The sequence below is a fragment of the Paenibacillus sp. FSL H3-0469 genome (assembly GCF_038051945.1).
Classification (GTDB): domain Bacteria; phylum Bacillota; class Bacilli; order Paenibacillales; family Paenibacillaceae; genus Paenibacillus_AQ.
In genome coordinates, this window is the sequence record NZ_CP150302.1 from 3922861 (window position 1) to 3948705 (window position 25845).

At 53.3% G+C, this 25845-nt stretch carries 23 protein-coding genes; 6 read left to right on the top strand and 17 right to left on the bottom strand.

The genetic code is table 11. The features are described 5' to 3' along the window. Positions 1-32: 32 nt before the first annotated feature. The 3 genes from NSS83_RS17200 to NSS83_RS17210 form a co-directional block, all read right to left on the bottom strand. Positions 33-1355 carry a helix-turn-helix transcriptional regulator gene (locus NSS83_RS17200; RefSeq protein ID WP_341346123.1) on the bottom strand — a complete coding sequence of 441 codons (1323 nt, stop codon included), beginning with the start codon at positions 1353-1355 and terminating at the stop codon, positions 33-35. Positions 1356-1430: 75 nt separating this feature from the next. After that, positions 1431-1610: an aspartyl-phosphate phosphatase Spo0E family protein gene (locus NSS83_RS17205; protein WP_341346124.1), complete on the bottom strand. Its 180-nt coding sequence runs from the start codon at positions 1608-1610 to the stop codon at positions 1431-1433. Between the two features lie 378 nt (positions 1611-1988). Continuing rightward, positions 1989-3383, bottom strand: a complete 1395-nt coding sequence (locus NSS83_RS17210; protein WP_341346125.1) for a helix-turn-helix transcriptional regulator — start codon at positions 3381-3383, stop codon at positions 1989-1991. Between the two features lie 249 nt (positions 3384-3632). On the opposite strand from NSS83_RS17210, the gene NSS83_RS17215 reads away from it, so the two are divergent. Continuing rightward, the gene (locus NSS83_RS17215; protein ID WP_341183576.1) at positions 3633-4010 is read left to right on the top strand and encodes a hypothetical protein; all 378 of its coding nucleotides are present in this window, start codon (positions 3633-3635) and stop codon (positions 4008-4010) included. A 14-nt stretch (positions 4011-4024) separates the two neighbouring features. Here NSS83_RS17215 and NSS83_RS17220 read toward each other — a convergent pair whose 3' ends face one another. Continuing rightward, positions 4025-4642, bottom strand: a complete 618-nt coding sequence (locus tag NSS83_RS17220) for a LysE/ArgO family amino acid transporter (protein ID WP_341183575.1) — start codon at positions 4640-4642, stop codon at positions 4025-4027. A 299-nt stretch (positions 4643-4941) separates the two neighbouring features. Here NSS83_RS17220 and NSS83_RS17225 point away from each other — a divergent pair, with 299 nt between their 5' ends. Beyond that, positions 4942-6567, top strand: coding sequence for a PLP-dependent aminotransferase family protein (locus NSS83_RS17225; protein WP_341183574.1), 1626 nt, complete (start codon positions 4942-4944; stop codon positions 6565-6567). Between the two features lie 183 nt (positions 6568-6750). Here the strand turns inward: NSS83_RS17225 and NSS83_RS17230 are convergent, their stop codons facing one another. From NSS83_RS17230 to NSS83_RS17240, 3 genes are read right to left on the bottom strand one after another with little or no spacing between them, the layout of a single operon-like run. Next, positions 6751-7818 carry a HAMP domain-containing sensor histidine kinase gene (locus NSS83_RS17230; RefSeq protein WP_341183573.1) on the bottom strand — a complete coding sequence of 356 codons (1068 nt, stop codon included), beginning with the start codon at positions 7816-7818 and terminating at the stop codon, positions 6751-6753. A 2-nt stretch (positions 7819-7820) separates the two neighbouring features. Next, complete coding sequence (locus NSS83_RS17235; protein ID WP_341183572.1) at positions 7821-8492, bottom strand: response regulator transcription factor; 672 nt, start codon at positions 8490-8492, stop codon at positions 7821-7823. Next, a complete protein-coding gene (locus NSS83_RS17240; protein ID WP_341183571.1) occupies positions 8422-10287 on the bottom strand; it encodes an ABC transporter ATP-binding protein in 1866 nt (621 codons plus the stop codon). The genes NSS83_RS17235 and NSS83_RS17240 overlap by 71 nt, the downstream gene beginning before the upstream one ends. Positions 10288-10526: 239 nt before the next feature. Here NSS83_RS17240 and NSS83_RS17245 point away from each other — a divergent pair, with 239 nt between their 5' ends. Further along, positions 10527-11744, top strand: coding sequence for an MFS transporter (locus tag NSS83_RS17245; RefSeq protein ID WP_341183570.1), 1218 nt, complete (start codon positions 10527-10529; stop codon positions 11742-11744). A gap of 75 nt (positions 11745-11819) precedes the next feature. Here the strand turns inward: NSS83_RS17245 and NSS83_RS17250 are convergent, their stop codons facing one another. Next, a complete protein-coding gene (locus NSS83_RS17250; RefSeq protein WP_341185188.1) occupies positions 11820-13523 on the bottom strand; it encodes a glutamine--tRNA ligase/YqeY domain fusion protein in 1704 nt (567 codons plus the stop codon). 284 nt (positions 13524-13807) lie between these two features. On the opposite strand from NSS83_RS17250, the gene NSS83_RS17255 reads away from it, so the two are divergent. Then, entirely contained in the window at positions 13808-14053 is a 246-nt protein-coding gene (locus tag NSS83_RS17255) for a DUF2164 domain-containing protein (RefSeq protein ID WP_036690395.1), read from the top strand. Positions 14054-14095: 42 nt separating this feature from the next. Beyond that, positions 14096-14644, top strand: a complete 549-nt coding sequence (locus tag NSS83_RS17260; RefSeq protein ID WP_341183569.1) for a GNAT family protein — start codon at positions 14096-14098, stop codon at positions 14642-14644. A 398-nt stretch (positions 14645-15042) separates the two neighbouring features. Here the strand turns inward: NSS83_RS17260 and NSS83_RS17265 are convergent, their stop codons facing one another. The 4 genes from NSS83_RS17265 to NSS83_RS17280 form a co-directional block, all read right to left on the bottom strand. Then, the gene (locus tag NSS83_RS17265) at positions 15043-15705 is read right to left on the bottom strand and encodes an MOSC domain-containing protein (protein ID WP_341183568.1); all 663 of its coding nucleotides are present in this window, start codon (positions 15703-15705) and stop codon (positions 15043-15045) included. Further along, entirely contained in the window at positions 15695-16219 is a 525-nt protein-coding gene (locus NSS83_RS17270) for a GNAT family N-acetyltransferase (protein ID WP_341185187.1), read from the bottom strand. Before NSS83_RS17270 ends, NSS83_RS17265 begins: the two co-directional genes overlap by 11 nt. A 59-nt stretch (positions 16220-16278) precedes the next feature. Then, the gene (locus NSS83_RS17275) at positions 16279-17490 is read right to left on the bottom strand and encodes an MFS transporter (protein ID WP_341183567.1); all 1212 of its coding nucleotides are present in this window, start codon (positions 17488-17490) and stop codon (positions 16279-16281) included. A gap of 464 nt (positions 17491-17954) precedes the next feature. Then, positions 17955-18782 carry a formate/nitrite transporter family protein gene (locus NSS83_RS17280; RefSeq protein WP_341183566.1) on the bottom strand — a complete coding sequence of 276 codons (828 nt, stop codon included), beginning with the start codon at positions 18780-18782 and terminating at the stop codon, positions 17955-17957. A 284-nt stretch (positions 18783-19066) separates the two neighbouring features. Between NSS83_RS17280 and NSS83_RS17285 the strand changes: the two genes are divergently transcribed. Continuing rightward, entirely contained in the window at positions 19067-19453 is a 387-nt protein-coding gene (locus NSS83_RS17285; protein ID WP_341183565.1) for a nuclear transport factor 2 family protein, read from the top strand. A 238-nt stretch (positions 19454-19691) separates the two neighbouring features. On the opposite strand, the gene NSS83_RS17290 is transcribed toward NSS83_RS17285, so the two are convergent. From NSS83_RS17290 to NSS83_RS17310, 5 genes are all read right to left on the bottom strand, one after another. Beyond that, the gene (locus NSS83_RS17290; protein WP_341183564.1) at positions 19692-21056 is read right to left on the bottom strand and encodes an FAD-dependent oxidoreductase; all 1365 of its coding nucleotides are present in this window, start codon (positions 21054-21056) and stop codon (positions 19692-19694) included. Between the two features lie 403 nt (positions 21057-21459). Further along, entirely contained in the window at positions 21460-23094 is a 1635-nt protein-coding gene (locus NSS83_RS17295; protein WP_341346126.1) for a formate--tetrahydrofolate ligase, read from the bottom strand. Positions 23095-23258: 164 nt separating this feature from the next. Continuing rightward, positions 23259-23735 carry a glutathione peroxidase gene (locus tag NSS83_RS17300; RefSeq protein ID WP_341183562.1) on the bottom strand — a complete coding sequence of 159 codons (477 nt, stop codon included), beginning with the start codon at positions 23733-23735 and terminating at the stop codon, positions 23259-23261. 84 nt (positions 23736-23819) lie between these two features. Continuing rightward, a complete protein-coding gene (locus NSS83_RS17305; protein ID WP_341346127.1) occupies positions 23820-24842 on the bottom strand; it encodes an LLM class flavin-dependent oxidoreductase in 1023 nt (340 codons plus the stop codon). Between the two features lie 340 nt (positions 24843-25182). Continuing rightward, positions 25183-25521: a DUF3243 domain-containing protein gene (locus tag NSS83_RS17310; RefSeq protein WP_340751213.1), complete on the bottom strand. Its 339-nt coding sequence runs from the start codon at positions 25519-25521 to the stop codon at positions 25183-25185. Positions 25522-25845: the final 324 nt, after the last annotated feature.

The following is a 25845-nucleotide window of genomic DNA, read 5'->3' on the forward strand; positions in this document are numbered from 1 at the left end:
AGAATCTATAGTTTAAACCGTTCCTGAATACCTCAACCCGACTTAGGAATATCCGTAATCGCAATCTCGAAATCGACGGATATGGTCCCCCGGATCACTTGTTGCTCGCTGTCTAATTTGGCGGATAAGTCGACGCTTTGCATAATCACATCATCGCCTTTGTACCGCTTGCGGGTGAGATAATAGGTTGCCAGCTCACTACAGAATTGGGTGTAGTTTTTTTCATGGAGGAATTTGTTATGTTCACCAAAGATACTGTAAATCTTCCGGTACGGAATATAATCCGCAAATCTCTGTAAAACATGATCCACGTCCCACTTATACTGATTAGCCATTTGAACAATCTTGAACAGCGCCATGAATATTTCATTTTCGTGATTTGAGATGTATTCGACATATGCATCAAGAACCTCAATCTGCCCATCCATTAAGCAGTAAAGATACGTATTAGCCGTTCCCCAGTCTATATATTGAGCCTTAATACGCCATGCTTCTTCGTCATCTTCCCGTATCCAGCTATGATCCATATATATAGGTATCATATCGAGTGCAGTTTTGTAATCTCCAATCTCTTCATAAACACAGGATCTCATAAGCTGAGCATATAATATATATGTATACAGCGGCCTTTTATATAACTTATGATCTCTATGCCTACGGCCTGATTCACCATGAAGGTCATAATGGACAGAGGCCACTCGGAGCATTTCTTCTACAACCTCAGATACCTTGTCCCATTTCTGAAGCGCAAGATAGATATCCGCCAACTGCTTCAACGCATCCAACTGATTGACTTCATCCAGCTTATTGACATAATTCTCTAATAACGTAGCAGCGATTAGATTTTCCTGCGGATCATCGCCCAGATTAATCAGGAAGAGCCGATATTGGCAGAGCGCCAACCGTTCGGAATGCTGGTATTTCTCGCTGGCTCCCACATTGTCATAGATTAATGCAGCGGCCTGCCAGTTCTTCTGCTCAAATAACTCCTCCGCAACCTCGAACAGCAGCGGTGCATACAACAGATTATCCAGTAAATTCTGCGCCACGCGCTCAATACAATCCAGACGCGATAACGCCGCACATTGCAGCAGGAACGGCCGTAAACGCCGCCAAGTCGGTGTCGAATCATATAAACATTCATCCACATATTGACTGTAAAAGTAATCCTCCGGCAGCCCCATCCCGCTGGTCACACGGGTCAAATGATTCATCGCCAAAGCCTGCTGGCCTTTCATCACCCGGCTGAGTGTGCCGGAATGAATTCCGCTGGCAATTGCAAACTGATTAATAGACAATTTATGTTTTGTGAGATACGCCGCTATCTCGTCCCGGATTTTGACTGTATGCTCCACTGCATTTACCACCTTTTTTATACACGTATCCGTTGGATTTTATATTTGAATTTTAGTTATTTTCTAGATCAATGCTTAAGCAGTCGGCCGCTTGTTCATCCGATAGGCATTATCGTAGGCATTGAGCAACTCATCCAGCACTACGGATTGCCGCAAGACCTCCGGATGATTGAAACCGCCATATTGAATATGTAATTTATGAAGCATACTTCTAGCTTGCTCTATACGAATTCTAACGATTGCTGGACTATGCATGGGAATCCCGCCTCCTTATGCAACATTATAGATATTTATGTAAAACTGCATAAAATAGGTCTCTTTGCATTATCTACTATATTGGTTATAGATACAATTATTTCAAAACCATGGCGAGAAACAGTAAGTCTGCTCTGCCTCTTACAATTGACATCAACCGTTTGATAAATGTATGTACATCTACACGGCAGTTAGGTTCTGGATACATCCCCCTTTAGAAATCAGCAAATAAAAAACGTTCCCGGAATAAACGGGAACGTTAGTTGATGGATCAGTTAACCACCAATACCATGTGAGTTAGTTTGAATTATTGACTGAATGCTGCTATCTTTTACAATTCCACTAGTTGAAATTGCAGACAAAATTACGACAGATACGCTACATAGAACCAGAAGCTTGATAAATTGTTTTTTCATTTGGTTTCCACACCTCTCTCATTAAAAATTTGTATCTTTCCAACTCTTCTACACTGGCAACATCCCTGTATTGTTCAAACAAATTGACACAAGTGATTGCCACACTCTCATTGTTTATAATAGATGAAGATTCCAAACTTTCTAGTAAGAATTCAATCCCTCTGTTTCTTTTATTATGTAAATAATAGTTTGCCAATTCAGCAAGAAATCTCGCGTGTTTGTCTGCCATAATCTGTGAGTTGTATTGGCCGAATTCTGATTTATAAGTTCGATATGGGATATAGGCAGAGAAGCGCTCCAGAATGTGATCAACATTCCAATCATACCAATTTGCACATCGGATAATATTGTAAATCGCCGTAAATATCTCGTCTGTTTGTGCAGATATATATTCGACATACTCGTCTAGCACTTCTATTTGTCCGTCCAGCATACGGTATAAGTAAATATTCGCAGTACCCCACTCTCTAAACTGAACTAACGTCCGTCTCGCTTCTTCATCATCTTCCTTTATCCAGCTTCCGTCCATATAGCGCGGCACAAGTTCTATAGCAGATTTATAATCCCCGTATTCCATGCAAATACTAGAGAGAAAGAGATGAGATCGCAAAATATAGAGATATAGTGGAGTTTTAGAAGTCTTAATGTTGCCTCGATTTAAGTTTGACTGGAGCTGGAGATTATAACGTAGTGTAGCCAGTTCAAGCATCTTCTCTGCGAGTTCATTAACTTTAGGCCACTGCTGCAAGGAATAGTATACTTCCAACAAATCTTTCAGCCCATCCAACTGATCCGCCTCATTTAACCGCGGGATGTAGCTCTCGAACAGGGTAGCAGCACGCAGGTTCGTGCTCTGGTCATCACCCAGGGCAATCTGGAACAGACGGTATTGGCAGGTGGCTAAGCGTTCGGAATACTGGTATTTCTCGCTGGCGCTTACATTCTCATAGAGTAGTGCAGCCGCTGCCAAGTGGCCTTGCTGGAACAAGCCTTCCGCAACCTCGTATAGCATGGGGACATACGTCAGATTATCCAGCAAGTTCTGCACCAGCAGCTCGATACAATCTGTACGCCCGAGTTCCGCACATTTCACAATGAACGGACGAAGCCGCCGCCAGGTCGGTGACGAATAATAGAAGCATTCCTCTACATACAAGCTGTAAAAAAAATCCTCGCCAAGCCCCATTCCTGCAGTGATTAACTCCAGATGGCTCATGGCAATGGGCTGATGGCCATTAATGATCCGGCTCAGTGTTCCGGAATTAATACCGGATCTAATGGCGAACTGATTAATGGACATGTCATGCTGGGTTAAATAATCTGCAAGCTGGTCTCGAATCATGACTGCAGGCTTCAAAGGAACATCACCTCCTACATCCCAGAATTTAGAACAATATGTTTATATCTGTAATAGTAGGGGATCAGATTTGAAAATTCAATAGAATAGAGTCAAATAAAACAACTATATCTCGAAAGTGTGAAGAATTCGAAACAGTTTGGCAAGCGGCTTGCCGGGCTTTACGGATAAGGGCTGAAACTATGTTTATTATGGGAGAACTGATTAATCAGTCTCCATCTTTTTTCAGTAAGGGGGAAGTTGAAGTTTATGAGAAAATTCAGCATCATTTCAATTTCATTATTATTACTTGTTTTAATATATATTTTAGGCAGACCACATCCTGAGATTGTTAGCGTCAGTCTTATTTCCGAAACAGCGGAAATTACTTACACTGATATTGAAGGCATTCGAATATTCGACGATGCTATAAGAACGGTGAAAAAAGTACGCGGGGCTGTTGATGTGGGTCCACCAACATATAGAATGAATGTTACTTACGCGGATAGCGAAGTTGTGAAATTCAGCCTTTATTTAGATTTTAAAACCAAAAGTGGATTTTTGATTAAAGATAGTAATAGCGAAAAAATGTTGAAATTAAAAGAAAGCAGTTCTAAAGAATTAACAGATCTATTGAGTAAAGACTAATTTGAGGGAAATCTCTAGCCATACAACAGCCCCCACAACTGAACTCCCATGTAGACGGCGATCGCCCAGATCAGCAGTGCCGAAACGGTATTCATCCCACTCATGACCTTGCCGGAAGCATCCAGTCTGCCGAGTTGGCGGCCCGCTGCAGCAAGACCCAGGAACCAGAGCCAGGAGACGGCCACTGTCGCCGCCGCGAAGGTCCAGCGCACCGCCCCTTCGTATTGCAGCGAGCTGGTTCCAATCACACCCACCGTATCCAGAAGGGCATGAGGGTTCAGGAGGGACACAGACAGCGCATAGAGGATCTGTCCCTTCGCTGATAGTCGGCCCGACTCATCCTTCGCCGGAGTAGAGCGCCAGATTCTCCAGCCCATGAAGGCGAGAAACAGAATGCCCGCGCCATATATAACAGGTGTGACCCAGCGCAGCGATAAAATGACCAAGGAGACTCCACCGACTGCGGCAGCGATAAGCAGTGTGTCGCATACCGCTGACGTCAGTACGACAGGCATTACACTGCGGAATCTAGGATGCTGTGCCCCTTGGTTGAAGACGAATATATTCTGCACGCCCAGCGGCAGAATCAGCCCGAAGGCCAGGATCATTCCATGTAGAATGGCCTGCACCATTTCTTTTCCCCCTTATATCTTCCTAGTGGTGCTTCCAGATAAACAAGCCTCTCAGACTTCCTCCGGTTATAGCCTAATGATCGTACCCTGCCATAGTGGCTGCCGTAACCATCCAAGTTCTGCGACACATACCAACCAAGATGAATGAAAGAGGAGGAATCATGGTAGACTGGAAGAAAGAAGGAACGAGAAAGAGAGAACGAAATGAGAGATAATGTTAGTCAGTAGCGGCTGTGAGGGGACAGTGTGTTCGCTTTTTTTCGCTTTTGCACAATAATTCGCCCGGAAGGAGCCTGCTCTTGACACATGCACAAAGGCCCAACCATACAACAACAGAAATAAACACGCCCGGCCCATCCGTACATACGGAGGATTCCCTGCCCGCAGCTACTGGATCACAGCAAGCTGGTACCCGCTCCGTCCTGACGGACACCTGGAAGCCGGACCCGGCTTCTCCGCTGCCGCTTCACGGCCAGATCTCCGACTACTTCATGGCGAAGATCAGCACAGGGGCCTGGCCTCCCGGTATGCGTCTGGCCCCGCAGCGGGAGCTCAGCCGCCAGTTCGGAGTGAACCGCAGTACGGTGGTTACAGCGCTGGGCCAGCTGACCGCGCTGGGCCTGATCGAAGGCAGACGCGGCGGCGGAACGATAGTTACAGGCGTGCGTTCAACGCCCCCGGCTTCCGGTGGTTCCGCCAGACCGTCCGGAGAAGCCGGGGAAGCGGGGCCCTCTGAGCCGCAACGCTCCGGCAACTGGAATGACTATGTGGAGGAGGGGACTCACTATCCCAACCTGCCTACCGTGCAGGATATTAACCGGCTCGAATATGTGCCCGGTCTGATTCGGCTCGGGACCGGGGAGCCTGCGCCCGAGTTGCTGCCTGGAGCGGCGATGAATGAGGTGCTGGCCGGACTCGCGCAGCGTGTTCTGCCTCCGCTCTCCTATGAAGAGCCGCTCGGTAATCCGGCGCTGCGGGCGGCGGTCAGCGGGTTACTGGCCCGGAGCGGCATTACCGCTGGACCGGACTCGATTCTGATTACCTCCGGCGCCCTTCAGGGGCTTCAGCTCATTGCCCTTGGGCTGTTGCCGCGCGGCTCATCTATTCTGCTGGAGAAGCCGTCTTATCTGTATTCGATTCATGCCTTTCAGTCTGCGGGGGTGAAATTCAGCGGCCTGCCTATGGATGAGCGCGGTCTGATCCCGGAGCAGCTTGCAGCCGAGGCGGTCCGCAGTAAGGCCGCAATGCTGTACAGCATCCCTTCTTATCACAATCCTACAGGGATCTTGATGGATGCCGGACGCCGCCGGGAGCTGATGGAGGTTACAGGCAGACTCGGGCTGCCCATTCTGGAGGATGGGGCCTACCAGGAATTATGGCTGGACGTCCCGCCTCCGCCTCCACTGAAGGCGCTGGATCATGAGGGGCGGGTCCTGCATCTCGGTACCCTGTCCAAGGCTGTCAGCCCCGGGCTGCGCATCGGCTGGATTGCCGGACCGGAGCCGGTCGTCCGGCGGCTGGCCGACATCAAGATGCAGAGCGATTACGGCGCAAGCTCCCTGTCTCAGCTGGCAGCCGCCAGCTGGCTTACGGGCGGCTATCATGAGGAGCACCTGCAGGTGCTGCGGGGCAGACTGCGCGCGCGCCGCAGCCACATGCTTGAGCTGCTTAAGCTCCATTGCACCGGACTGGCAACCTGGAATGTGCCGGCAGGAGGCTTCTATATCTGGTTGTCTCTCCATCAGGCAGTCCCTCCGCGCAAGCTGTTCAGCGCAGCACTAAGTGCCGGACTGCTGCTGAATACAGGCGATCTGTATGACCGCAGCGACGTTAGGCATCTCAGGCTGTCCTACGCTTATGCCTCTGCGGCCGAGCTGGAGCACGGCATCCCCCTGCTGGCTGAGCTGATCCGGAGAGGACTGTGATAAGAGCCATCACCGTCAGACTACAAATAGCCCTGAACAAATGACTGCATACGGGTCATTTGATCAGGGCTATGCTATTGGGACACCCGGGTGAAGCGGAAGGACCCGCAGCTATAGCCAATCTCCGGGCGGGGGACGGCCTCTGCTGGATACCGGGGCGGACCCTCCGCATCAACGGCAGGTTCATCTGCTCTGCTGCGGCAAACGCACGATGAAGGCCGTCCCCTCTCCGGGACGGCTCGTTACGTGTACGCTGCCTTCGTGGAGCTCTACGATCTTCTTCACGAGCGGGAGGCCGAGCCCGCTTCCGCTTCCACTGCTGACGCTTCTGGACTTATCCGCCTTATAGAAGCGTTCGAAGATCCGCTCCAGCTCTTCTTCGGTCATGCCGAGCCCGCTGTCCCTGACCTCCACCTCCACCCGTTCCTCCATGCTGCGCACAAAGACGGTGATCCGTCCGCCCTGCGGGGTGAACTTGATGCTGTTATGCAGCAGGTTGGTCCATACCTGGCTCAGCAGATCCTGTACCGCGCTCACGGTGGTCTCCTGAAGCTCGGCCTCCACCTCAATCTCCTTGCCAAGCCACTGCGGCTCTGCGGCCAGGATCATCGCCTGCACTTGCTTATCCAGCCTATAAGGCTTGCGCTCGAACGGGAAGCTCTCCGCCTCCAGCACAGACAGCTTCAGCAGATTATCACTCAGGCCGGACAGACGGCGGCTCTCCGCTTCAATGATATCCAAATAATGCTTGCGGATATCCGGACTGAGGTTCTCCTCTTGAAGCGCGGCAGCGAACCCGCGGATCGAGGTCAGCGGCGACTGGATCTCATGGGAGACGCTTGCGATGAAGTCCTGCCGCATCAGCTCCATCCGGCTCAGCTCGCTCGCCATTTCATTAATTCCTTCCACAATCCCTCCGAACTGCCGGTACTGGCCGCTGTTCTCCAGTTCAATCTTGAAATCGCCCTGCGAGATCTGCCGCATGGCCGTAAGGATCGGCCTATAGAAATTCTGATCCTTGCCGCGTGTAGCGAAGGCAATAATCGCCCCGCTGACGAAAAAGATGATAATCTGCATCGCCATCACAAACAAGTGATACCCGTATTCAGAGAAGGACCAGCCGAAATGACGGACCAGCAGTTTTGATCCGAAATAGCTCCCGTTCCAGGAGATATAGAGCATAATCAACATTCCGGCTATAGGTCCAACTATACCGATTTTCTCCCATATCTTCATGATTCTGCGCTTCATGCCTATCCCTCCAGCCGGTAGCCAAGCCCCCGGATCGTACGAATGGAGAATCCGAATCGCTCCTGCGGAAACCGCTCACGCAGACGTCCCACATGTACATCCAGCGTCCGCTCATTGCCTTCATAATCATAGCCCCAAATCTCTTCAATGAGCCGATCGCGGGTCAGCGTCTGCCCCCGGTAACTGGCCAGCTTGAAGAGCAGCTCGAATTCCTTCAGCGGCAGCGTGAACTCGCCATGCTCCGACAGCACTTCGTAGGTTGTGCGGTTCATCCGCAGACTGCCTACGGTAACACTCTGGGCGGCGGAAATCTGGTAACGCTTCAGCAGTGCCTTGACCCTGGCGATCAGCACCGGCGGCTCGAACGGCTTGACCAGATAGTCGTCTGTGCCCAGCTCGAAGCCTTTGACAATCTGCGAGGTCTCTCCTTTGGCCGTCAGCATTAGTATCGGAAAATCATACTCCTTGCGCAGCTCCCGGCACAGCTCCCAGCCGTCCATATTCGGCATCATAATATCAATGATCGCCATATCCGCCGTGCTCTCTTCGAGCAGCCGCAGCGCCTCCAGTCCGTCAGAAGCGCTCAGCACCTCCGCCATCCCTTCAGCTCTCAGGAACACTCCCACCAATTCGCGGATATGCGGATCGTCGTCCACTACCAGTATTTTGACCATAGTCTGTAGTCCCCTCCTCTATCCCTTGGCTCAGAAGCTCGGGTGTGTTCAGCTGCAGCTGCTGCTCGGCGAATTCACGGTACAGCTCATGGTCCCTCAGCAGCTCCTCATGCGTGCCCTTGCCGGTAATCCGGCCCTTTTCCATGAAAATAATCTGATCCGCGTTCACCACCGTAGCTAATCTGTGGGCGATTACAATTGTGGTCCGGCCCTGCATCAGATTGCCCAGCGCCTTCTGCACTACGGCCTCCGACTGGCTGTCGAGGCTTGAGGTTGCCTCATCCAGCATGAGTATCTTCGGATCGCGCAGCAGCGCTCTGGCGATGGCAATCCGCTGCCGCTGTCCGCCGGACAGCTTCACCCCACGCTCACCGACATCCGTGTTGTACCCGTCCGGCAGCTCTTCAATGAATCCGTCAGCGTAGGCCATGGCCGCAGCCCGCTTCAACTCCTCCTTGCTGATCTCGCGGTCCAGCCCGTATCCGAGATTCTCGGCAATGGTACCGGCCAGCAGCGGACTTTCCTGTGAGACATAACCGATTTGCTTCCGCCAGGATTTCAGGGAGAACATCGATACCGGCTTGCCGTCCAGACGGATGACTCCGCTCTGCGGTTCATAGAAGCGTTCCAGCAGCGAGAACAGGGTTGTTTTACCGCCGCCGCTTGGGCCGACAATAGCGGTCACCTGCCCCGGCAGCATAGTGAAGCTTACCTTGTTCAGTACCTTCTCTCCCGTCTTGTATCCGAAGCTGAGGTCTTCCACAGCAATTGGCCCCTCTGTGCCCTCAGCCTCTTCCACGCCTTCATACATCTCTTCCTCTGCTGCAAGGGTCTCAATGATCCGCTCGGAGGCACCCTTGGCCTTCTGGAGCTGGGTGAAGAATTGCGTCAGCTGTGTCAGCGGCATAATAATCTGAATCAGATACAGAATAAAGGCGACCAGTTCACCGGCCGTGAGCGCCCCTGAGGATACCAGCATCCCGCCATAGCCGATAATAACCACCAGCAGCATCATGAAGACGAAGGAGATCAGCGGGCTGATCAGGGCGCTGATCTTGCCCTCACGAATCCCGAAGCCCAGCAGGTTCATAATCCCTTGCCGTCCGGCTTCATACTCCTTCTGCTCCGCTCCTGAGGATTTCACCAGCCGGATCTCGGACAATACGCCGCTGAGCACAGCGGTGAAGGAGGCCGTCTCGTCCTGCGTTCCCTTGGAGATCTTGTACATCTGCCGTCCCAGCGGCACCAGAATCAGCGCCGACAGCGGAAGCACCGTGAACAGCACCAGCGTCATTTTCCAGTTCAGATAGAACAACACCAGGACAGAGCCGACAATGGAGATGAGGCCGGTGAACAGACTGGCCAGATGCTCCGAGATCAGTGTCTTGAGAATTCCTGTATCATTAGTCATCCGGCTGACGCTCTCGCCTGTCCGGTTCTCATTGTAATAGGATACGGGCAGCACCAGGAATTTGCGCCACAGCCTGTCACGCAGCCCGGCTACCACCTTTTGCCCGACGGCATTCAAAAGGTAGATGGAGACTCCGCCGGCCACGGTCTGCGCAATGAACGCTCCGGCGATGCCGGCAATCTGCAGCTTGCTCACAGAAGCCAGCGAGAAGCCGTCCACCAGATTCTTCGTGAACATGGGGATGACCAGACCGACGAGGGTCGAAATGATGCTGAGGCCAAGGGCCAGCGCCAGCAGCAGATAAGATGGCTTGGTTTCGTGCAGCAGCTTCAGGAAGGGCTTCATGGCCGCGCCCTGCTTCTGCGGTGCTTGCTTGTTTTTCATAAGAACTCCCCTTTTCCGGCAGATAGATGTATGGAGCAGTCGGGCCCCGCTTCCGCCTTAGAACCCAGAATAACTGGCCTATGTAAACTGAAGTTAAACAGATATTTTGCCATTGATTTGTAATTCCCCATAAAAGTTGGTTTGTATCCCTTTTCAACAAATGTTACAGTGATATCAGCGGCATCATAAGACGGCCACAGCAAGAATGCAGGCATCCTAGCGGGAAAGGAGTGCAAAGTTTGCGGGATCATCTCGATAAGCAGCTGTCTTTCACCTCTCTGAAATGGTTCAACTTCTTCGTATATGGAACGGTTGTCCTCTTCACCAGCTTCTTTCCCTTATATCTGCAGGATGTAGGAATGAATAAGCTGGAGATCGGGAGCCTGATGTCTGTAGGCGCTCTGGTATCCATTATTGCCAACCCCTTCTGGGGCATCTGGAGTGACCGGTATCAGAATATCCGGCGGATTGTCCTCGTCATGCTGACGGGAACGCTGGTCTTGACCCAACTTGTCTTTCAGGCTAATACATATGAAATGATCTACATATCCATTCTGTTCTTCTATTTCTTCCAGGGGCCGCTGTTCGCCCAGAGCAACACGATGATTCTCAGCTATATTGACGGAACCAGCCGCAGCTTTGGCTCTTTCCGGTTATGGGGATCGCTAGGCTGGGCTTTCACCGCCATCCTTGCCGGTCCCGTGATTGAATGGGCCGGTATCTCTGTGTTGTCGTATCTGTTTGCGTCACTGCTCTGTGCAGCGATGATTGCACTGATCACGCTGCCGAAGCTGGACCATTCGATCGGAATCGCCCCCTTGCCCTTCAAAGGCATGAGCCAGATCTTCCATAACCCGTTCTTCCTGTGCTTCATCCTCTTCGGCATCCTGGTCTCGATTCCGAATACGATGAATAACACCTTTGTGTCACTGTACATCACGGAGCTGGGCGGAAGCAAGATTATGATCGGTCTCGCTGTATTCCTGTCCTCCATCCTGGAGATGGGCGTGCTGCTCCTGTGCAATTACTTTCTCCGGCGCAGAATCCCGGTCCTGCTGGCCTCGCTCACGCTGGTCAGCGCGCTGTTCTTCCTGCGGTGGTGGCTGATGGCCGATGCAACGACCCCATTGCAGGTCGCACTTATTCAGGTGCTGCACTCCATTACCTTCGGCGGCTTCTTCTATGTAGGAACCCAGTTGACCATGCTGCTGGTGCCTAGGCCCTACCGTTCCTCTGGACAGGCTCTCTACACGCTCACCTGGAGCGGAATTTCCGGCATTCTAGGCGGCGTCCTCGGCGGCTGGATGTATCAGACCCTAGGCGCGCAGACGATGTATCAATCCGGTGCGCTTCTTGCCCTGTTCGGGGCAATCGGCTTCGGAATGATGTGGCTCACTGTCATTCGCGGCAGCTACCGCCCTCCGGCTGATCCAGAGGATGAGCTGGCGGAGGACTAGCAGTGCACGCAAGATATAGCAAACAGGCTTGGCCTCCCGGTGGGAGACCAAGCCTGTTTGCTATATGCAGCTCTTCTAGCCTTTCTTGGGCTGGAAGGAGCTTTTGAGGGATACAATCAGATTGAACACCAGATGCTCCGGCGATGAATACTTGCTGTCTACGTTGAAGTACCCGTGACGGAAGAACTGGAACTTGTCCTGCGCCACACTGTCCTTCAGCCCAGGCTCCACGAAGCCCTGCAGGATCTCGATGGACTTCGGATTCAGCTGATCCAGGAAGGTTGGCTCCGGCTTGTCCGCGGAAGCTTCCAGACCTTCTACTTCGGCATCCGTCTCCGCCTCTTCAGCAGAGATCAGCGGCTCATAGAGGCGGAATTCCGCCGGCACAGCCTGTCCTGCATCTACCCAGTGCAGCGTTCCCTTAACCTTGCGGCCGGTGAACCCGCTGCCGCTCTTCGTCTCAGGATCATAGGTACAATGCAGCTCCACCACTTCGCCGTTCTCATCCTTGATGAAGTCGTTGCACTTGATGAAATAAGCATTCTTAAGGCGTACTTCATTGCCGGGGAACAAGCGGAAATACTTATTCGGCGGAACCTCCATGAAGTCATCGCGTTCAATATAGATCTCACGGGAGAACGGAATCTGGCGGTTGCCCATCTCCGGGTTCTCCACATTGTTCTCAATTTCGAAGTATTCGGTCTCGCCTTCGGGATAATTCGTAATAACCACCTTCAGCGGCCGCAGCACAGACATCGTCCGGGGAACCGTCAGCTTGAGATCTTCACGGATGAAGTGCTCCAGCATCTGCAGATCCACCAGCCCCTGGCTCTTGGAGATACCAGTCTCATGCACGAAGCTGCGGATGGCCTCCGGCGTATAGCCGCGGCGGCGCAGCCCGGAGATCGTCGGCATGCGGGGATCATCCCAGCCGTCCACATGGCCTTCATCGACCAGCAGCTTCAGCTTGCGCTTGCTCGTAACCGTCTGGGCCAGATTAAGGCGTCCGAATTCATATTGATGCGGCGCAGCCTCCATCTCACATTCCGCGACAACCCAGTCATAGAACGGGCGCTGATCCTCGAACTCCAGGGAACAGAGGGAATGGGTGACATGCTCAATGGCATCCTCCAGCGGATGTGCGAAGGTATACATCGGATAAATGCACCATGCGTCCCCCGTATTGTGGTGATGGGAGTGGGAGATCCGGTAGATGACCGGGTCACGCAGATTGATGTTAGGAGAGGACATGTCAATTTTGGCGCGCAGCACCTTCTCGCCGTCCTTGAATTCTCCCGCCTTCATGCGGTGGAACAGATCGAGGTTCTCTTCTGCTCCACGTTCGCGGTAAGGGCTATTCTGCCCCGGCTCCGTCAGCGTGCCCCGGAATTCACGGATCTGCTCGGCGCTGAGATCATCGACATAGGCCTTGCCCTTCTTGATCAGCAGCTCGGCACGCGCATACATCTCCCCGAAATAATCCGAGGCAAACCGCAGCTCCTCCCATTCATATCCGAGCCATTTCACATCCTCCTGGATGGAGTTGACGTATTCGGTATCTTCCTTGAGCGGATTCGTGTCATCGAATCTCAGGTGGGTTTTGCCGCCGAACTCATCCGCCAGCGTGAAGTTAATCCAGATCGCCTTGGCATGTCCGATATGTAAATAACCGTTCGGCTCCGGCGGAAAGCGGGTGACGACTTCCTTAACCTTACCCGAGCGGAGATCTTCGGTAATGACGTTCTTAATGAAATTGGAGGGTGTACCCTGGTTCTCCACATTGATCAACCTTTCATTCTGTAATATAACTACTTCCTTGTATGAACATGTTTCCTACTAATATACCCGTTAAGCAGTGAATGTTCAACAAGTGGAAGCGGCAGGTGCCGTCATTTTAAAGGACGGTACCGCTTCAGCGAGAAATAGAAGGATAATTTATCGTGTGAAACATATAAATTCTTATATTTTAAAAGTTAAGAAGCAGCCCCCGCATCCTTTGACTTCTCTCCTGGCGATGGAGTAGCATGATAAATATAGGAATATTACGCTAAAGGGGGATGCTTATGCAACCGGTAAAACTGCCTAAAGAGCAGCGGGAGATGATTACGGAGAATATCCGTGCCTACTTCGAGGCGGAGCGCGGGGAAACGATCGGCCACCTGGCCGCAGACAATCTGTTGGAGTTCTTCCTGAAGGAGCTGGGACCGGCGATCTATAACGGGGCGCTTAGCGACTGCCGTACGCTTGCCCTCCAGCGCATGCAGGCCCTGGAGGAAGACATCTACGCCTTGGAGTGGCAGAAGCGTTAGTTCTGCGAGGCTTATATCTCACAACGCATAGGGGGCAGCCGCATGTTTAATTATGTCATAGATGAAGAGCTGAAGCTGAAGCTGCTCATGCCGGAGCATGCCCGTCAGATGTTCGCTCTGGTGGAACGCTCCCGCCACCGGCTCAGGCAATGGCTGCCTTGGGTGGATGGCGTAACCGAGCAGGCTCATCTTACCACGTTCATCAAGAACTCCGTGAAGCAGGGCATTGATAACGGGGGCTTCACCGCCGGACTATGGGTGCGGGAGGAACTGGCCGGAATTATCGGCTATCACGAGATTGACTGGCATAACCGTTCGGTCGGCATCGGCTACTGGCTGGGAGAAGGCTATGAGGGACAAGGCTATATGACCAGCGCCTGCCGGGTCTTTGTCGATTACGCCCTGCTGGAGCTTGAGCTCAACCGCATCGAGATCCGCTGCGCTACAGGCAACCTGGCCAGCCGAGCGATCCCCGAACGGCTGGGATTCATCTTCGAAGGAGTCATCCGCCAGGCCGAGAAGCTGCCTGCCGGTTATGTGAACCACGCAGTGTACGGCCTGCTGCGCAGCGAATGGAAGCTGCTGGGCTGAACAGGGAGGGATGCAGGTCATAGAACACGGTTGGGCTGAGCATTCAGGGTGCACGGGATGGGTCGGGTAGGCGGATTCGGGGGCACTTCTTCTCCTCATTTCCGCTACCGGCCCACTTTCGGCGGATTCGGGGGCACACCGGATATAGTTGGATTTTCTCCACTTGCTGATGAACGATTTGCATTTGTGCGGACAATAGTTGGATAATCAACACTTAAATGACCACATTTCGTCTAACAGTGCTGAAACTAACTATTTTAGTTGTTCTTTTTCCACTTGTTTACTTGAAAGGCGGGTTGAGGGCGGCGGAATGACAGAGTGGCATGTGCAGATGCGAAAGTGGGAGCAGTGTCCCAGCTCCCCTCCCTGCCCCACACGTACCAATCCCCCTTCACCACCTAGCTCTCCGCCGCAGCCAGCCAGCCCCGGAACCGCTCCCGGAGGCCAGCCGCAAGGCTCTCCAGGCGGGCAAGCTCCGCGAGTCCGGTATGGTCCTTGCGTCCGTGCTCCATAGAGTACAGGACCTGCCTCACCGGGATACGGCCTGCTCCGCTCGCAAGCTTCACGATCGGGTCCCCGGCTGCAAGGCTGCCTTCGCGCAGCACGCGGAGGTAGAAGCCGCTGTAGCCGGTGGACAGCACTTGGGCCGGCATATCTGCCGGTCCATGCTTTTGCGTGAGCTTGAAGCACGGGAAGCGCGGCTGGCTCACCTCCAGCAGTGCTGTACCGATCTCTAACACATCCCCGATGCACACCTCAGTCTCCAGCAGTCCACGCGCCGTGATATTCTCGCCGAAGGCGGAATATTCCAGCTTCCGGCCCAGCCGCTCCTCCCAATGGGCATAATGCTCCAGCGGATAGACACAGACCGCCTTGTCGGGGCCTCCGTGGTTGACCAGATCCGCTTGCCCGTCCCCGGTGAACCCGCCCACCCGAAGCGCAAGCGGCCCGGCTACCGGCAGCTTGTAGATTCCGGTGTCCAGCGGCTTGCCGCGGTACTCCACCGTCTTCGGCTTGCCGACATTCAGCGAGACGACTTGCATCTTAATCTCAGTCTCCATCCCCTTCTCCTCCCGTCAGCCAGCAGCTCATAAATACTTCATCCACATAACGTCCGCTTAAGTAGAATTCCTCCCGCAGCCGTCCCTCTTCCTCGAATCCGCATTTGCGGTAGAACTTAAGCGCCGGTGTATTGCAGGACAGCACACGCAGACGCAGCTTGCGGATACCATGCTTGGCGGCATGGCGCTTAATCTCCGCAATCAGCCGCGTGCCTACACCCAGCCGCTGAAAGCGCGGGTGCACAGCGATATTCACCTCGCATACATGGCGGTTGCTCTCCATCCCGCTGGGACAGCCGAAGCCGACATAACCGCATAGCTCCCCGTTCTGCAAGGCTACCAGCTGGGAGCCGGGCGGCGCATGCAGCAGATAGTCCTCCCGCGAGCGCCACATCAGCGGACCCGGGGTTGTATTCTCCGTCCAGATCATATTATCCAGCACGATCAGCTCACGGGCATCCCTGATTTCGGAGGGCCGGATAAGCAGCGCAGCATCTCTGTTGATTGGTTGCATCATTAATACACCCCTTGCCTTACTAAGCATAGTAAAAGGATTAGTTACAGCCTGAACGATTATGCAGTCCTGCGCTCAGGCTGTACAGCCGAACGATTGATATAGGCGTGGACCGCGAAGTATCCCACGGACAGCACGGCCATGCCGCAAGCCAGCCAGGCGGTTGGCGCAAGACCGCCCCTGTCGAACTGGACGCCCATCAGATAGGGCCCGATGACACGGCCGATTGCACCAATCCCGCCGCTAAGCCCGAGATAGAACGGCGCGCTGCGCTGGGCATGCTCCGAGATGAAGGAAGGCATCGCCGGAGAGATCAGCATCTCCCCAAGCGTAGCCAGCACCATGCCCAGCAGCATCCCCGGATAGCTTGGCATCATCAGAATGACAGCATACCCGGCCAGGTAAAAGACGGCGCTTGCTGTCATCTGCGCGGTTGACGTCTGCGCGAACCCGCGCTTGATCAGGCTGACCAGCGGCTGCGCCGCGAAGATCAGCACGCCGTTCAGCGTCCAGAGGAAGCCGTATAGCTGCTTCGACCAGCCCTCCGAGATAATGAACGGCGAGACTCCGCTGTTCCAGATCGAATTACCGATCAGCAGGAACATCGAGCCCAGCGCCATGAACAGGTAGATCCGTATATGGCCGAGAAGTTTCCAGCCGGAACCTTCATTCTGCGGCTGCTTCTTAGCGGCTTTGCCCTGAGCCGGTGCCGCCCCTACCTTGCGCAGATAGACGAAGAAGAATCCGGCAAATACGGCCGAGGTAACCCCGTTGAGCACAAAGCTCAGCATATAATTGCCCAGGAAGCCGCTCAGCGAAGTTCCCAGGGCTACCCCTATATTATTGGCAACATAGATGATATTGAACAGCTCTGCCCGTTGCTCCGCGAACCGGAAGCCGATAAACGCCTGAATGGCCGGGAGGGAGAGGGAGTTGAACAGCCCCATCAGCCCCATCACGATAATGAATACGCTCCAGCTTCCGCTTGCCCACGGGAGGGCAAACAGCGTCAGAGCATTCATGGCCAGAGCACCGACAATCAGGCGGTTGACCCCTACCTTATGGTACAACGAGCCGCCCAGCAGCTGACCGGCAATCCCGCCAAGTGACTGCACCAGCAGAACGATCCCCGCGTCCTTCATACTGCGTCCCAGTTCATCGAATACATACATCGTAACCAGCGGCCACATCAGCGCACTGCCGGTAGCATTAATAAGACTGGCAATCAAGAATACTTTAATTTCCTTCGGATAGGCCTGCATGAATCTCATATCTTGTCTGTCATCCCCTGTAACATAGCTGTCATTAATCCATCCAGTATCATCCGAAAACAGGGGGCAGGGCAAGCATTCGCGTTAATGCTGTATCGCGGGAAACCAGGGAATTATTCTATTGAAAATCAATCCCGTCTTCACCGCCGCCAGCGATATTAATATTCTATAACCCGCTCTTTCACACGTAAACAAAAATACCTTGCCGGCACTGATTCGTTCCCCGGAACCCGGGGTAATGATCCATATGAAACACTCCCTATTTTATTCACCGTGAGATCCGATTTCGTTCCCCCGAATCGGATTGCACGGTGAATTTTGTTTTGTCCGGATTCTTTTATTTGCATAAAAAAACACTCCCTGTCTCTACGAATCCCTTGAAGCAGGGTGCCGAGAAGCAGGAAGTGCCTGGGCCAAGCTATGTTACAGTCCGGCGATTCACACCGGGTCAGGTCCGGTATTGATTAAGCGTGTTTCTTCAAGCCCGCAGCAGGGACGCCTGCAGCCGAGCTCACTGCTCCCGGCTCTTTGCGCAGATAGGCCATCCAGTACGCAGCAGCCACGAAGATCGCGCCGCCCGTCAGATTGCCCAGCCAGACCGGAACGAAGTTGGCCACATACTGGCCCCAGGTGAAATGTCCTTCGAAGATCGCAGCAGGGATAAGGAACATGTTAGCTACAACGTGCTGGAAGCCGATGGCCACAAACGCCATGGTCGGGAACCAGATACCGAGGATTTTGCCGCTGAAATTGTCTGCCCCGTACGACAGCCATACCGCCAGCGCTACCAGCCAGTTACAGCCGATCCCGGAGATAAAAGCCTGCAGGAACGTAGCGTCGATCTTATGCTCCGCCATACTTACCAGCTTCTCCAGATACACACCATCTGATGTAAGGCCAACGATGTGACCGAAGAAATAAGCGACGAACAAGGCGCCTGCCAGGTTGCTGAGCGTGATCAGCACCAGATTCTTGATCACTTCCAAGAACGAGATCTTCTTCGCAATGAACGCCAGTGGCACCGCCATCATATTGCCTGTCAGCAGTTCCCCTCCGGCAAGCAGCACCAGAATGAGTCCAACCGGGAACACCGCAGCCCCGATGAAGTTAGCGATGGACCCCCACTCGGCAGGCGCACCGGCAATGACACGAATATCCAGCAAAAATCCGAGCGCAATAAACGCTCCTCCCAGAAAACCGAGAATGAGTACAGTGCTAAGCGGATTATGTGCCTTCTTGACTCCGTTCTCTACCGTCACTTCAGCGATTCCCTGCGGTTTGTTATAAGCCATGATTCCTATCCCCTTCGAATTACTTAAAATTTGTTCCTTTATGCCATTGTAACGTGATCCTAATCACATTTACGTGATAAAAGTCACTATCCGAAAAACCTAGTGAAAGTTTTCACTGACATGTCAAATTTACCATAAAAGCTGGCATCATGCACTGATTTAATGCAGTTCAAGGAATTCACAGATTAAACTCAACGGAAGGAACCGGAGCATCCAGCAGCGAATAAAAAAGATAAAAGTTATACCGGCTGCTTGTTAAACAGGCCAGAGAGAGGAGTCTTTGTATGGTTAGCCAAGAAGTACAGGACATCATTGAAACGTATATCAGGGCATATAATTCTTTTGACATTCAAGGCATGGTTGACCTGATGCACCAGAATATCATTTTCCGGAATATTTCGGATGGGGTAACCACCACGGAAACCAGCGGCATCCCGGCATTCCGGGCATTGGCTGAGCAATCATCAACGATGTTCTCCAGCCGCCGCCAGATCATTATCGGGTACAGCGCAGGACCTGACAATAATGTTGAGGTGGCCATTGATTATGAAGGCATTCTTGTCGTAGATATGCCTGGAGGATTATCGGCCGGTGATATGCTGCGGCTAAAGGGAACGTCTATATTCGGCATTAAGGATGGAGAAATTGTGTTGATTGAGGACCGCAGCTGAGCACATAACATTTAAGAAACACAAGAGTAAACGGCTTTGTCGTCCTTCACAAGGACGGTACCGTTTCGGCGAGAAATAGACGGATAAGATGTAGTCGGTTTTTCGACCACATTCAGCCCGGATGACCACTCGCGTATCCCCGGCTTTATGCACCACTTATCCACATCGGAAGAAAATCATAATTCCCTTATCAAAAAAAAGAGCCCGGAATGGGCTCTAATACAAAGGTATCAATAAATTAAGCGTGGACAGGCTCCTTGACCGGAGCAGGCTTAGGCAGAGCCTGGAGGCCTGCGGTGTTCAGGAAGTTCCAAGGCTTGTTGTAGTGCGGCTGGAAGAAGAAGTCGATGAAGGCCAGCTGGTCAACGGTCATCTTATTCTGGATGCAGACCGATACGGTATTGATCGACTGCGTCAGATCCATCTTGGACATAATCTGCGCGCCCAGAATGCGGCGGGTGGCACGGTCAAAGACCACTTTTACCTGAACCTGCTCGAAGGTTGGCATGAACTCCGGACGGTAGTTGTCGATCAGCATCACACTTTCCGTATCCATTCCCTCGGCTGCGGCCGCCTCTTCCGTCAGTCCGGTTCCGGCAATATTGTCTTCATAGATCTTGATGCCCGACGTTCCTTGCGTACCCATGTAAGGGATCGTGTTCGAGACCAAGTTGCGGGCGACCAGCGTTCCCATACGCACTGCATTGGTGGCCAGCGGAATGTATGCGTGCTTACCCGTTGGATTGTAATGAATCGCACAGCTGTCACCGGCAGCATAGACATCAGGCAGGCTGGTCTGCATATAATCGTTCACCATAATCGCGCCATTCGGCAGCATATCCACTTGACCCTTCAGCAGCTCGGTATTTGGACGGAAGCCGATGCAGAGAATCACCAGATCCGTCTCATGCTCACCCTTGCTCGTAATCACCTTGGTCACTCTGCCGTTCTCCCCTGCGAAGGAGGCAACCTTTTCGCCCAGCGCCAGCTTAATGCCGTGATCCTCAAGCGACTGCTGGATCGGTGCGGTGAACTCTTCATCGAGATATTTGCTCAGGATGCGGTCTTCCCCATCAATCAGCGTAACTTCCTTGCCGTTCATCTGAAAAGCCTCCACCAGCTCGACCCCGATATATCCGGCACCGACCACAGTAATTCTGTTCACCTTCTGCGCTTCTTCGATAATGGTGTTGGAGTGATTGTAGTTCTTCGAGAGCAGGATGCCCTCCATCTCTATCCCTTCGAGCTTAGGCACGATCGGCCATGAGCCTGTTGTCATAATTAGTTTGTCATAAGTATCTTCCATTTCCTCGCCGGTCACGAGGTTACGGGCTTTCAGGGTTTTGCCGGCGGTGTCAATGTTGATTACCTCATGGCGCATCTTCGTCTGCACACCCAGCGCGGCCAGCTGTTCCGGGGAGGAATAGAAGAGTCCCTGCGGGTCCTTGACCACACCGCCAACGTATAAGGCAATGCCGCAAGACAGGAATGAGATATTATCGTTACGCTCATACACCGTGATCTGTGCATCCGGGTATAACTGTGCGGTATTTACAATGGCGGCCGTTCCGGCGTGGGTACATCCAATGACTGCTACTTTCATGATTTCTTCCTCCTCCAAGTTGAAAAGCTTATTTAGTAAGGCTTGTGTTTACGTTTGTGATTGTTTTCACTTTATACACTGATTATATTGTGATATTTATCACATTACAAGTGTTTTTGTGATTTTTCTCACATTGTTCACAATTTCAAATTTTAATAACTTTGGAGTTTCACCGCATCATCCACTCCACTAGTACCGCCGATGCGCTCTTCAACCTTCGCTTAGTTTCCCCCGGAGGAGGGGCATTATGTCTGCCAGGAGCAGGAAACAGCAGGAGGGAAATTGGCTTATGCTGCGCTCCCAGTCCAATTGTGATCGGTTTTTTGCATACAAAAATAGCCTCACCCTCCGCAGCATACCTGCGGCAAAGTGAGGCCACACTACAACTATTGGCTGGGATGTCTTATTCCAGACCGGAAATTACGCCATCCTCATCCACCAGTATTCCTTCTGCCGCAGGCTTGGCGGGGAGGCCCGGCATCGTGACCATGTTGCCAGTGATCACTACAGCGAATCCCGCCCCGAGGGACAGGGTGATGTCCCGGACGCCCATGGTGAAGCCTTCCGGGGCTCCGAGCAGCCGGGGCTGATCCGAGAAGGAATACGGGGTTTTGGCCATGCAGACCTGAAGATGGTTCAGGCCCAGCCGGTCAATAATAGCCAGACTACGCTTAGCGGCCGGAGAGAAGGCTACTCCCGCTCCACGGTAGATCTCCGTGACGATGCGGTTGATTTTGGACGGAATATCCAGATGGTCATCATACAGCGGTGCGTACTGCACAGGCTCCTCCCGGTCCAGCAGCTTCAGCAGCTCCTTCGCCAGCTCCTGTCCGCCCGCGCTTCCCTCCGCCCATACCTTGGATACCGCAGCAGGTACCCCCAGCCGCCCGCAGGCCTCCAGCACCTCATTCACTTCCGCAGGGGCATCCCCCTCAAAATGATTCAGCGCCACCAGCACAGGCACGCCAAACTTGCGCAGATTCTCAATATGACGCTCCATATTGGACAATCCGGAGAGCAGCGCCGGCCGGTTGCCCTCATACAGCTCTTCCTTGCGGACGCCGCCGTTGTATTTCAGCGACTTCACCGTTACCACCAGGACAGCAGCCGCAGGAGCAAGCCCTGCCTGGCGGCATTTGATATCCATGAATTTCTCCGCGCCCAGATCTGCGCCGAAGCCTGCCTCGGTCACCACCACATCGCCCAACTTCAGCGCGTAGCGGGTTCCGATCACACTGCTGCAGCCGTGGGCAATATTGGCGAACGGGCCGCCATGCACAATGACCGGGGTTCCTTCCAGCGTCTGCACCAGATTCGGCTTCACCGCCTCCTTCAATAGCGCAGTCATCGCCTCCACAGCTCCAATCGCCTGTGCGGTTACCGGCTGACCTGAGTGGTCATATCCGACCAGAATGCGGCTGAGCCGCTGCTTCAGATCCGCAAGGTCGCTGCACAGGCACAGCACGGCCATAATCTCGGAGGCTGTTGTAATCTGAAAACCGCTCTCCCGCACAGTTCCGTTGCCGTCGCCAAGGCCGGTCACGATATTCCGCAGGCTGCGGTCATTCATATCCATAACTCGTTTCCAGACGATGCGCTGCGGATCAAGCCCCAGGCTGTTGCCCTGGAACAAATGATTGTCGATCATCGCCGAGAGCAGGTTATGGGCTGCGCTCACCGCATGGATATCCCCTGTGAAATGCAGGTTAATCTCATCTGCCGGAACAATCTGCGCCTTGCCGCCCCCGGTCGCTCCGCCCTTCATCCCCAGACAGGGACCAAGCGAAGGTTCACGCAGCGCAGCCACCGTACGTACACCCGCTGCATTCATCGCCTGAGCAAGTCCAATCGTCGTCAGCGTCTTGCCTTCACCTGCCGGTGTAGGATTCATTGCGGTAACCAGAACCAGCTTGCCGTCCGGCTCATGCTTCAGCTCTGCCCAGAGCGAGGGCGCCAGCTTGCTTTTATATTTGCCGTACAGTTCCAGATGCTCTTCCTTAATCCCCGCTGCCGATGCTACCTCTGTAATTAACCTCATGCCTGTATGTAACCCTCCTGCCGTTATTATCCTGCATCCTTGCTTCCTGTAAGCCATTCATGGTGTCACGCGAAACATGTCTCTTCAAAGGATACAGGGTCTCTGAAAAGATTCAAGGATAATTTTCATAAAGGGCTACTTCAGAGCGGTTAATTTCAGCCTTACTACAGCAGGGATTCGATAAGCTCCTTCATGCTCTCCGGTGATTCCTTCGGCTCGACACGGGCCACTACATTGCCGCTGCGGTCCACCAGGAATTTCGTGAAGTTCCACTGGATATCACTGCTCTCGCCGTCACCCGGCTGCTGGCCCTTCAAGTATTGAAACAGCATGCTCGCCTCCGGACCATTCACATCGACCTTGGCGAACACCGGGAACGTAACTCCATAGTTAATCTGGCAAAAGGACTCCGCTTCCTCGCTTGTGCCCGGCTCCTGGCCGGCAAACTGGTTGCACGGAAAGCCCAGTACCACCAGACCCTGATCCCCGTACTGCTCGTACAGCTTCTGCAAATCTCCGTATTGCGGGGTCAGTCCGCACTTGCTGGCCGTATTGGCGATCAGCAGCACCTTGCCCTCATAGTCCTTAAACGGCACTTCTGTACCCGAAGGCTTCACTCCGGCAAAACTATAAATCGACATCTCTGCTTCGCTTCCTTTCGGCTATATAATTAACCTCTTCATTTTACCCTATTCGCAGCCAAAACCAAATTCCGGCGGGAATGGCTACGTCCTGCGCTCCAGACCGCAGGCTTCGGCGATGAGCCGGATGGATTGCAGCTTGTCCTCAAAGTCATGGATATGCGAAGAAATCATCAGCTCCCCGCAGCGGTATTCTTCCGCCAGCAGCTGAAGCTGCTCCCTGACTTCAGCAGGCGAGCCTATGACCATCCGCTTCCGGTTATCTGCAATGGTGAAGCGGTCGTACGGGGTATATGTATAGTTCAGCGCTGTCTCTACGGACGGGGTCGGGGCAGAGAGGTGTTCCCTCTCCAGGCTGACCAATGAGAGATCCATACTGGCAGCCAGCCGGTCTGCCCCGGCCGATGTCTCCGCACAGACAGCGAACACCGCAAGCAGCGACTTCGGCGATGCGGCAGCCACGGAAGGTGCGAAGCCATCCTGGTACTCATGCACCGCCCCCGCTCCTCCGTTCCTGGCAATGAACCGGGCGAAAGCATACCCGGTTCCCAGCCGGGCAGAGAGCGCCGCACTCTCCCGGCTTGAGCCCAGCAGCCAGACCTCCGGCGCTGCGTCCACCGCAGGGGTTGCCCGTAATCCGGCGTAACGCTGCGGAGATGCTCCGCCCTCAGAGTCATACAGATAGGCCATCAGCTCCCGGATCTGCTGCTCGTACCGGTCAACGTCGTCAATAGTGACACGGGTATCCTGTAGTGCTTTGGCGGCCAGAGCACCGCCGCCTGGCGCCCTCCCTATCCCGAGATCGATACGTCCGGGATAGAGTGCCTCCAGGACGCGGAAATTCTCAGCGACCTTGAACGCGCTGTAATGCGGGAGCAGCACCGCTCCCGAGCCGATGCGGATCGTAGAGGTTACCGCAGCAAGATGCGCCATCAGCACTTCAGGGCTGGAGCCGGCGAGGCCCGGCGCAGCATGATGCTCCGCGACCCAGAAGCGGTGATAACCAAGCCGCTCCGCTTCGCGGGCCAGCAGCGCAGTCTGGCGGAGCGCCTCGGCCGGAGTGCTTCCCTCCGGCACCGGGGATTGATCGAGAATGCTTAATTTCATGTGAGAGCAGCTCCAATGGGTTGGATTTTCGAGGCTTCAGCATACCGTACATCTATACTAATATACTAACTATACCCGCACCGATGTAATTCACAACCGGAAGAATGTAATGCCGCCAAGCAAACGCACGGGCTGAGGATACGGTTCAGCCACAGACTGATGTGTCAAAGGTTACTTGCACAGTAATCAGGCGGCTCCGCAAGGATCACGGAACCGCCTGATTTATTTTCATAGGAAGGAATGCAATAACGATGTTCATGTTACTTTTTCAGGGATCCATTTTACCCGATGCTGTTGGTGATACTGGTAGTGCTCCTGTTGCTTACCGGCGCTGCCTCTTTTACTGTTGCACCATCTTCACCAGCATATGCGCCAGCCGGTGGCGTTCCTCCTTGTTGCCGGCCTTCCACAATTCCAGCAGCAGCTTCTCTTCACTATTGCGGGGCTCCTCATACGCTGCCAGGTAACCGGCGATTTTCTCGGCGGCCAGTGCCAGCTGTTCGTCGCTGAGACCGATTTTTTGCGCCAATTGAATGCGCTTTCCTAAATACGCCTTGAAGTGCTCGAAGTTGTCCAGTATCATTTCCTTCTGCCCCGGATCAATCCGGTCGAGCGCCTCCGTTACCCGGTTCATGGTCACACTGCCGTCCTTACTCACCACATGATTATGTTCAGACATCAAGAAACGCCTCCCATTTCATAGTGTGCGGTTTCCCACTACTTAACCAGCGTTCCCGGGGGTGAACCACCGTTCACGAACGAGTCTCCGCCCGCTTCAGCAGCATGCAAGGCATGCAAGTGGATAAACGTATCTTATTTTCCCGGTTTCAGCGGATTGTCAGGAAGCAAGTGGATAAACAGCATCTAATTGGTGGCGTTTGACTACTTTTGCTGAATATTGATTAATTAAGTGCTCATTATCCAACTGCTGCCGGAGGATAGCTCAATCGCGCCGCAGCAGCTGGATGAAATCCACTTATTTCCTGAATGGAAGGACAGATAC

Coding starts and splice junctions, on each gene's coding strand:
- NSS83_RS17305 (WP_341346127.1), bottom strand. CDS start 24,842: ATGAAATTAAGCATTCTCGATCAATCCCCGGTGCCGGAGGGAAGCACT.
- NSS83_RS17310 (WP_340751213.1), bottom strand. CDS start 25,521: ATGTCTGAACATAATCATGTGGTGAGTAAGGACGGCAGTGTGACCATG.
- NSS83_RS17220 (WP_341183575.1), bottom strand. CDS start 4,642: ATGGTGCAGGCCATTCTACATGGAATGATCCTGGCCTTCGGGCTGATT.
- NSS83_RS17230 (WP_341183573.1), bottom strand. CDS start 7,818: ATGAAGCGCAGAATCATGAAGATATGGGAGAAAATCGGTATAGTTGGA.
- NSS83_RS17205 (WP_341346124.1), bottom strand. CDS start 1,610: ATGCATAGTCCAGCAATCGTTAGAATTCGTATAGAGCAAGCTAGAAGT.
- NSS83_RS17285 (WP_341183565.1), top strand. CDS start 19,067: ATGGTTAGCCAAGAAGTACAGGACATCATTGAAACGTATATCAGGGCA.
- NSS83_RS17240 (WP_341183571.1), bottom strand. CDS start 10,287: ATGAAAAACAAGCAAGCACCGCAGAAGCAGGGCGCGGCCATGAAGCCC.
- NSS83_RS17300 (WP_341183562.1), bottom strand. CDS start 23,735: ATGTCGATTTATAGTTTTGCCGGAGTGAAGCCTTCGGGTACAGAAGTG.
- NSS83_RS17265 (WP_341183568.1), bottom strand. CDS start 15,705: ATGGAGACTGAGATTAAGATGCAAGTCGTCTCGCTGAATGTCGGCAAG.
- NSS83_RS17270 (WP_341185187.1), bottom strand. CDS start 16,219: ATGCAACCAATCAACAGAGATGCTGCGCTGCTTATCCGGCCCTCCGAA.
- NSS83_RS17260 (WP_341183569.1), top strand. CDS start 14,096: ATGTTTAATTATGTCATAGATGAAGAGCTGAAGCTGAAGCTGCTCATG.
- NSS83_RS17235 (WP_341183572.1), bottom strand. CDS start 8,492: ATGGTCAAAATACTGGTAGTGGACGACGATCCGCATATCCGCGAATTG.
- NSS83_RS17255 (WP_036690395.1), top strand. CDS start 13,808: ATGCAACCGGTAAAACTGCCTAAAGAGCAGCGGGAGATGATTACGGAG.
- NSS83_RS17290 (WP_341183564.1), bottom strand. CDS start 21,056: ATGAAAGTAGCAGTCATTGGATGTACCCACGCCGGAACGGCCGCCATT.
- NSS83_RS17280 (WP_341183566.1), bottom strand. CDS start 18,782: ATGGCTTATAACAAACCGCAGGGAATCGCTGAAGTGACGGTAGAGAAC.
- NSS83_RS17275 (WP_341183567.1), bottom strand. CDS start 17,490: ATGAGATTCATGCAGGCCTATCCGAAGGAAATTAAAGTATTCTTGATT.
- NSS83_RS17295 (WP_341346126.1), bottom strand. CDS start 23,094: ATGAGGTTAATTACAGAGGTAGCATCGGCAGCGGGGATTAAGGAAGAG.
- NSS83_RS17215 (WP_341183576.1), top strand. CDS start 3,633: ATGAGAAAATTCAGCATCATTTCAATTTCATTATTATTACTTGTTTTA.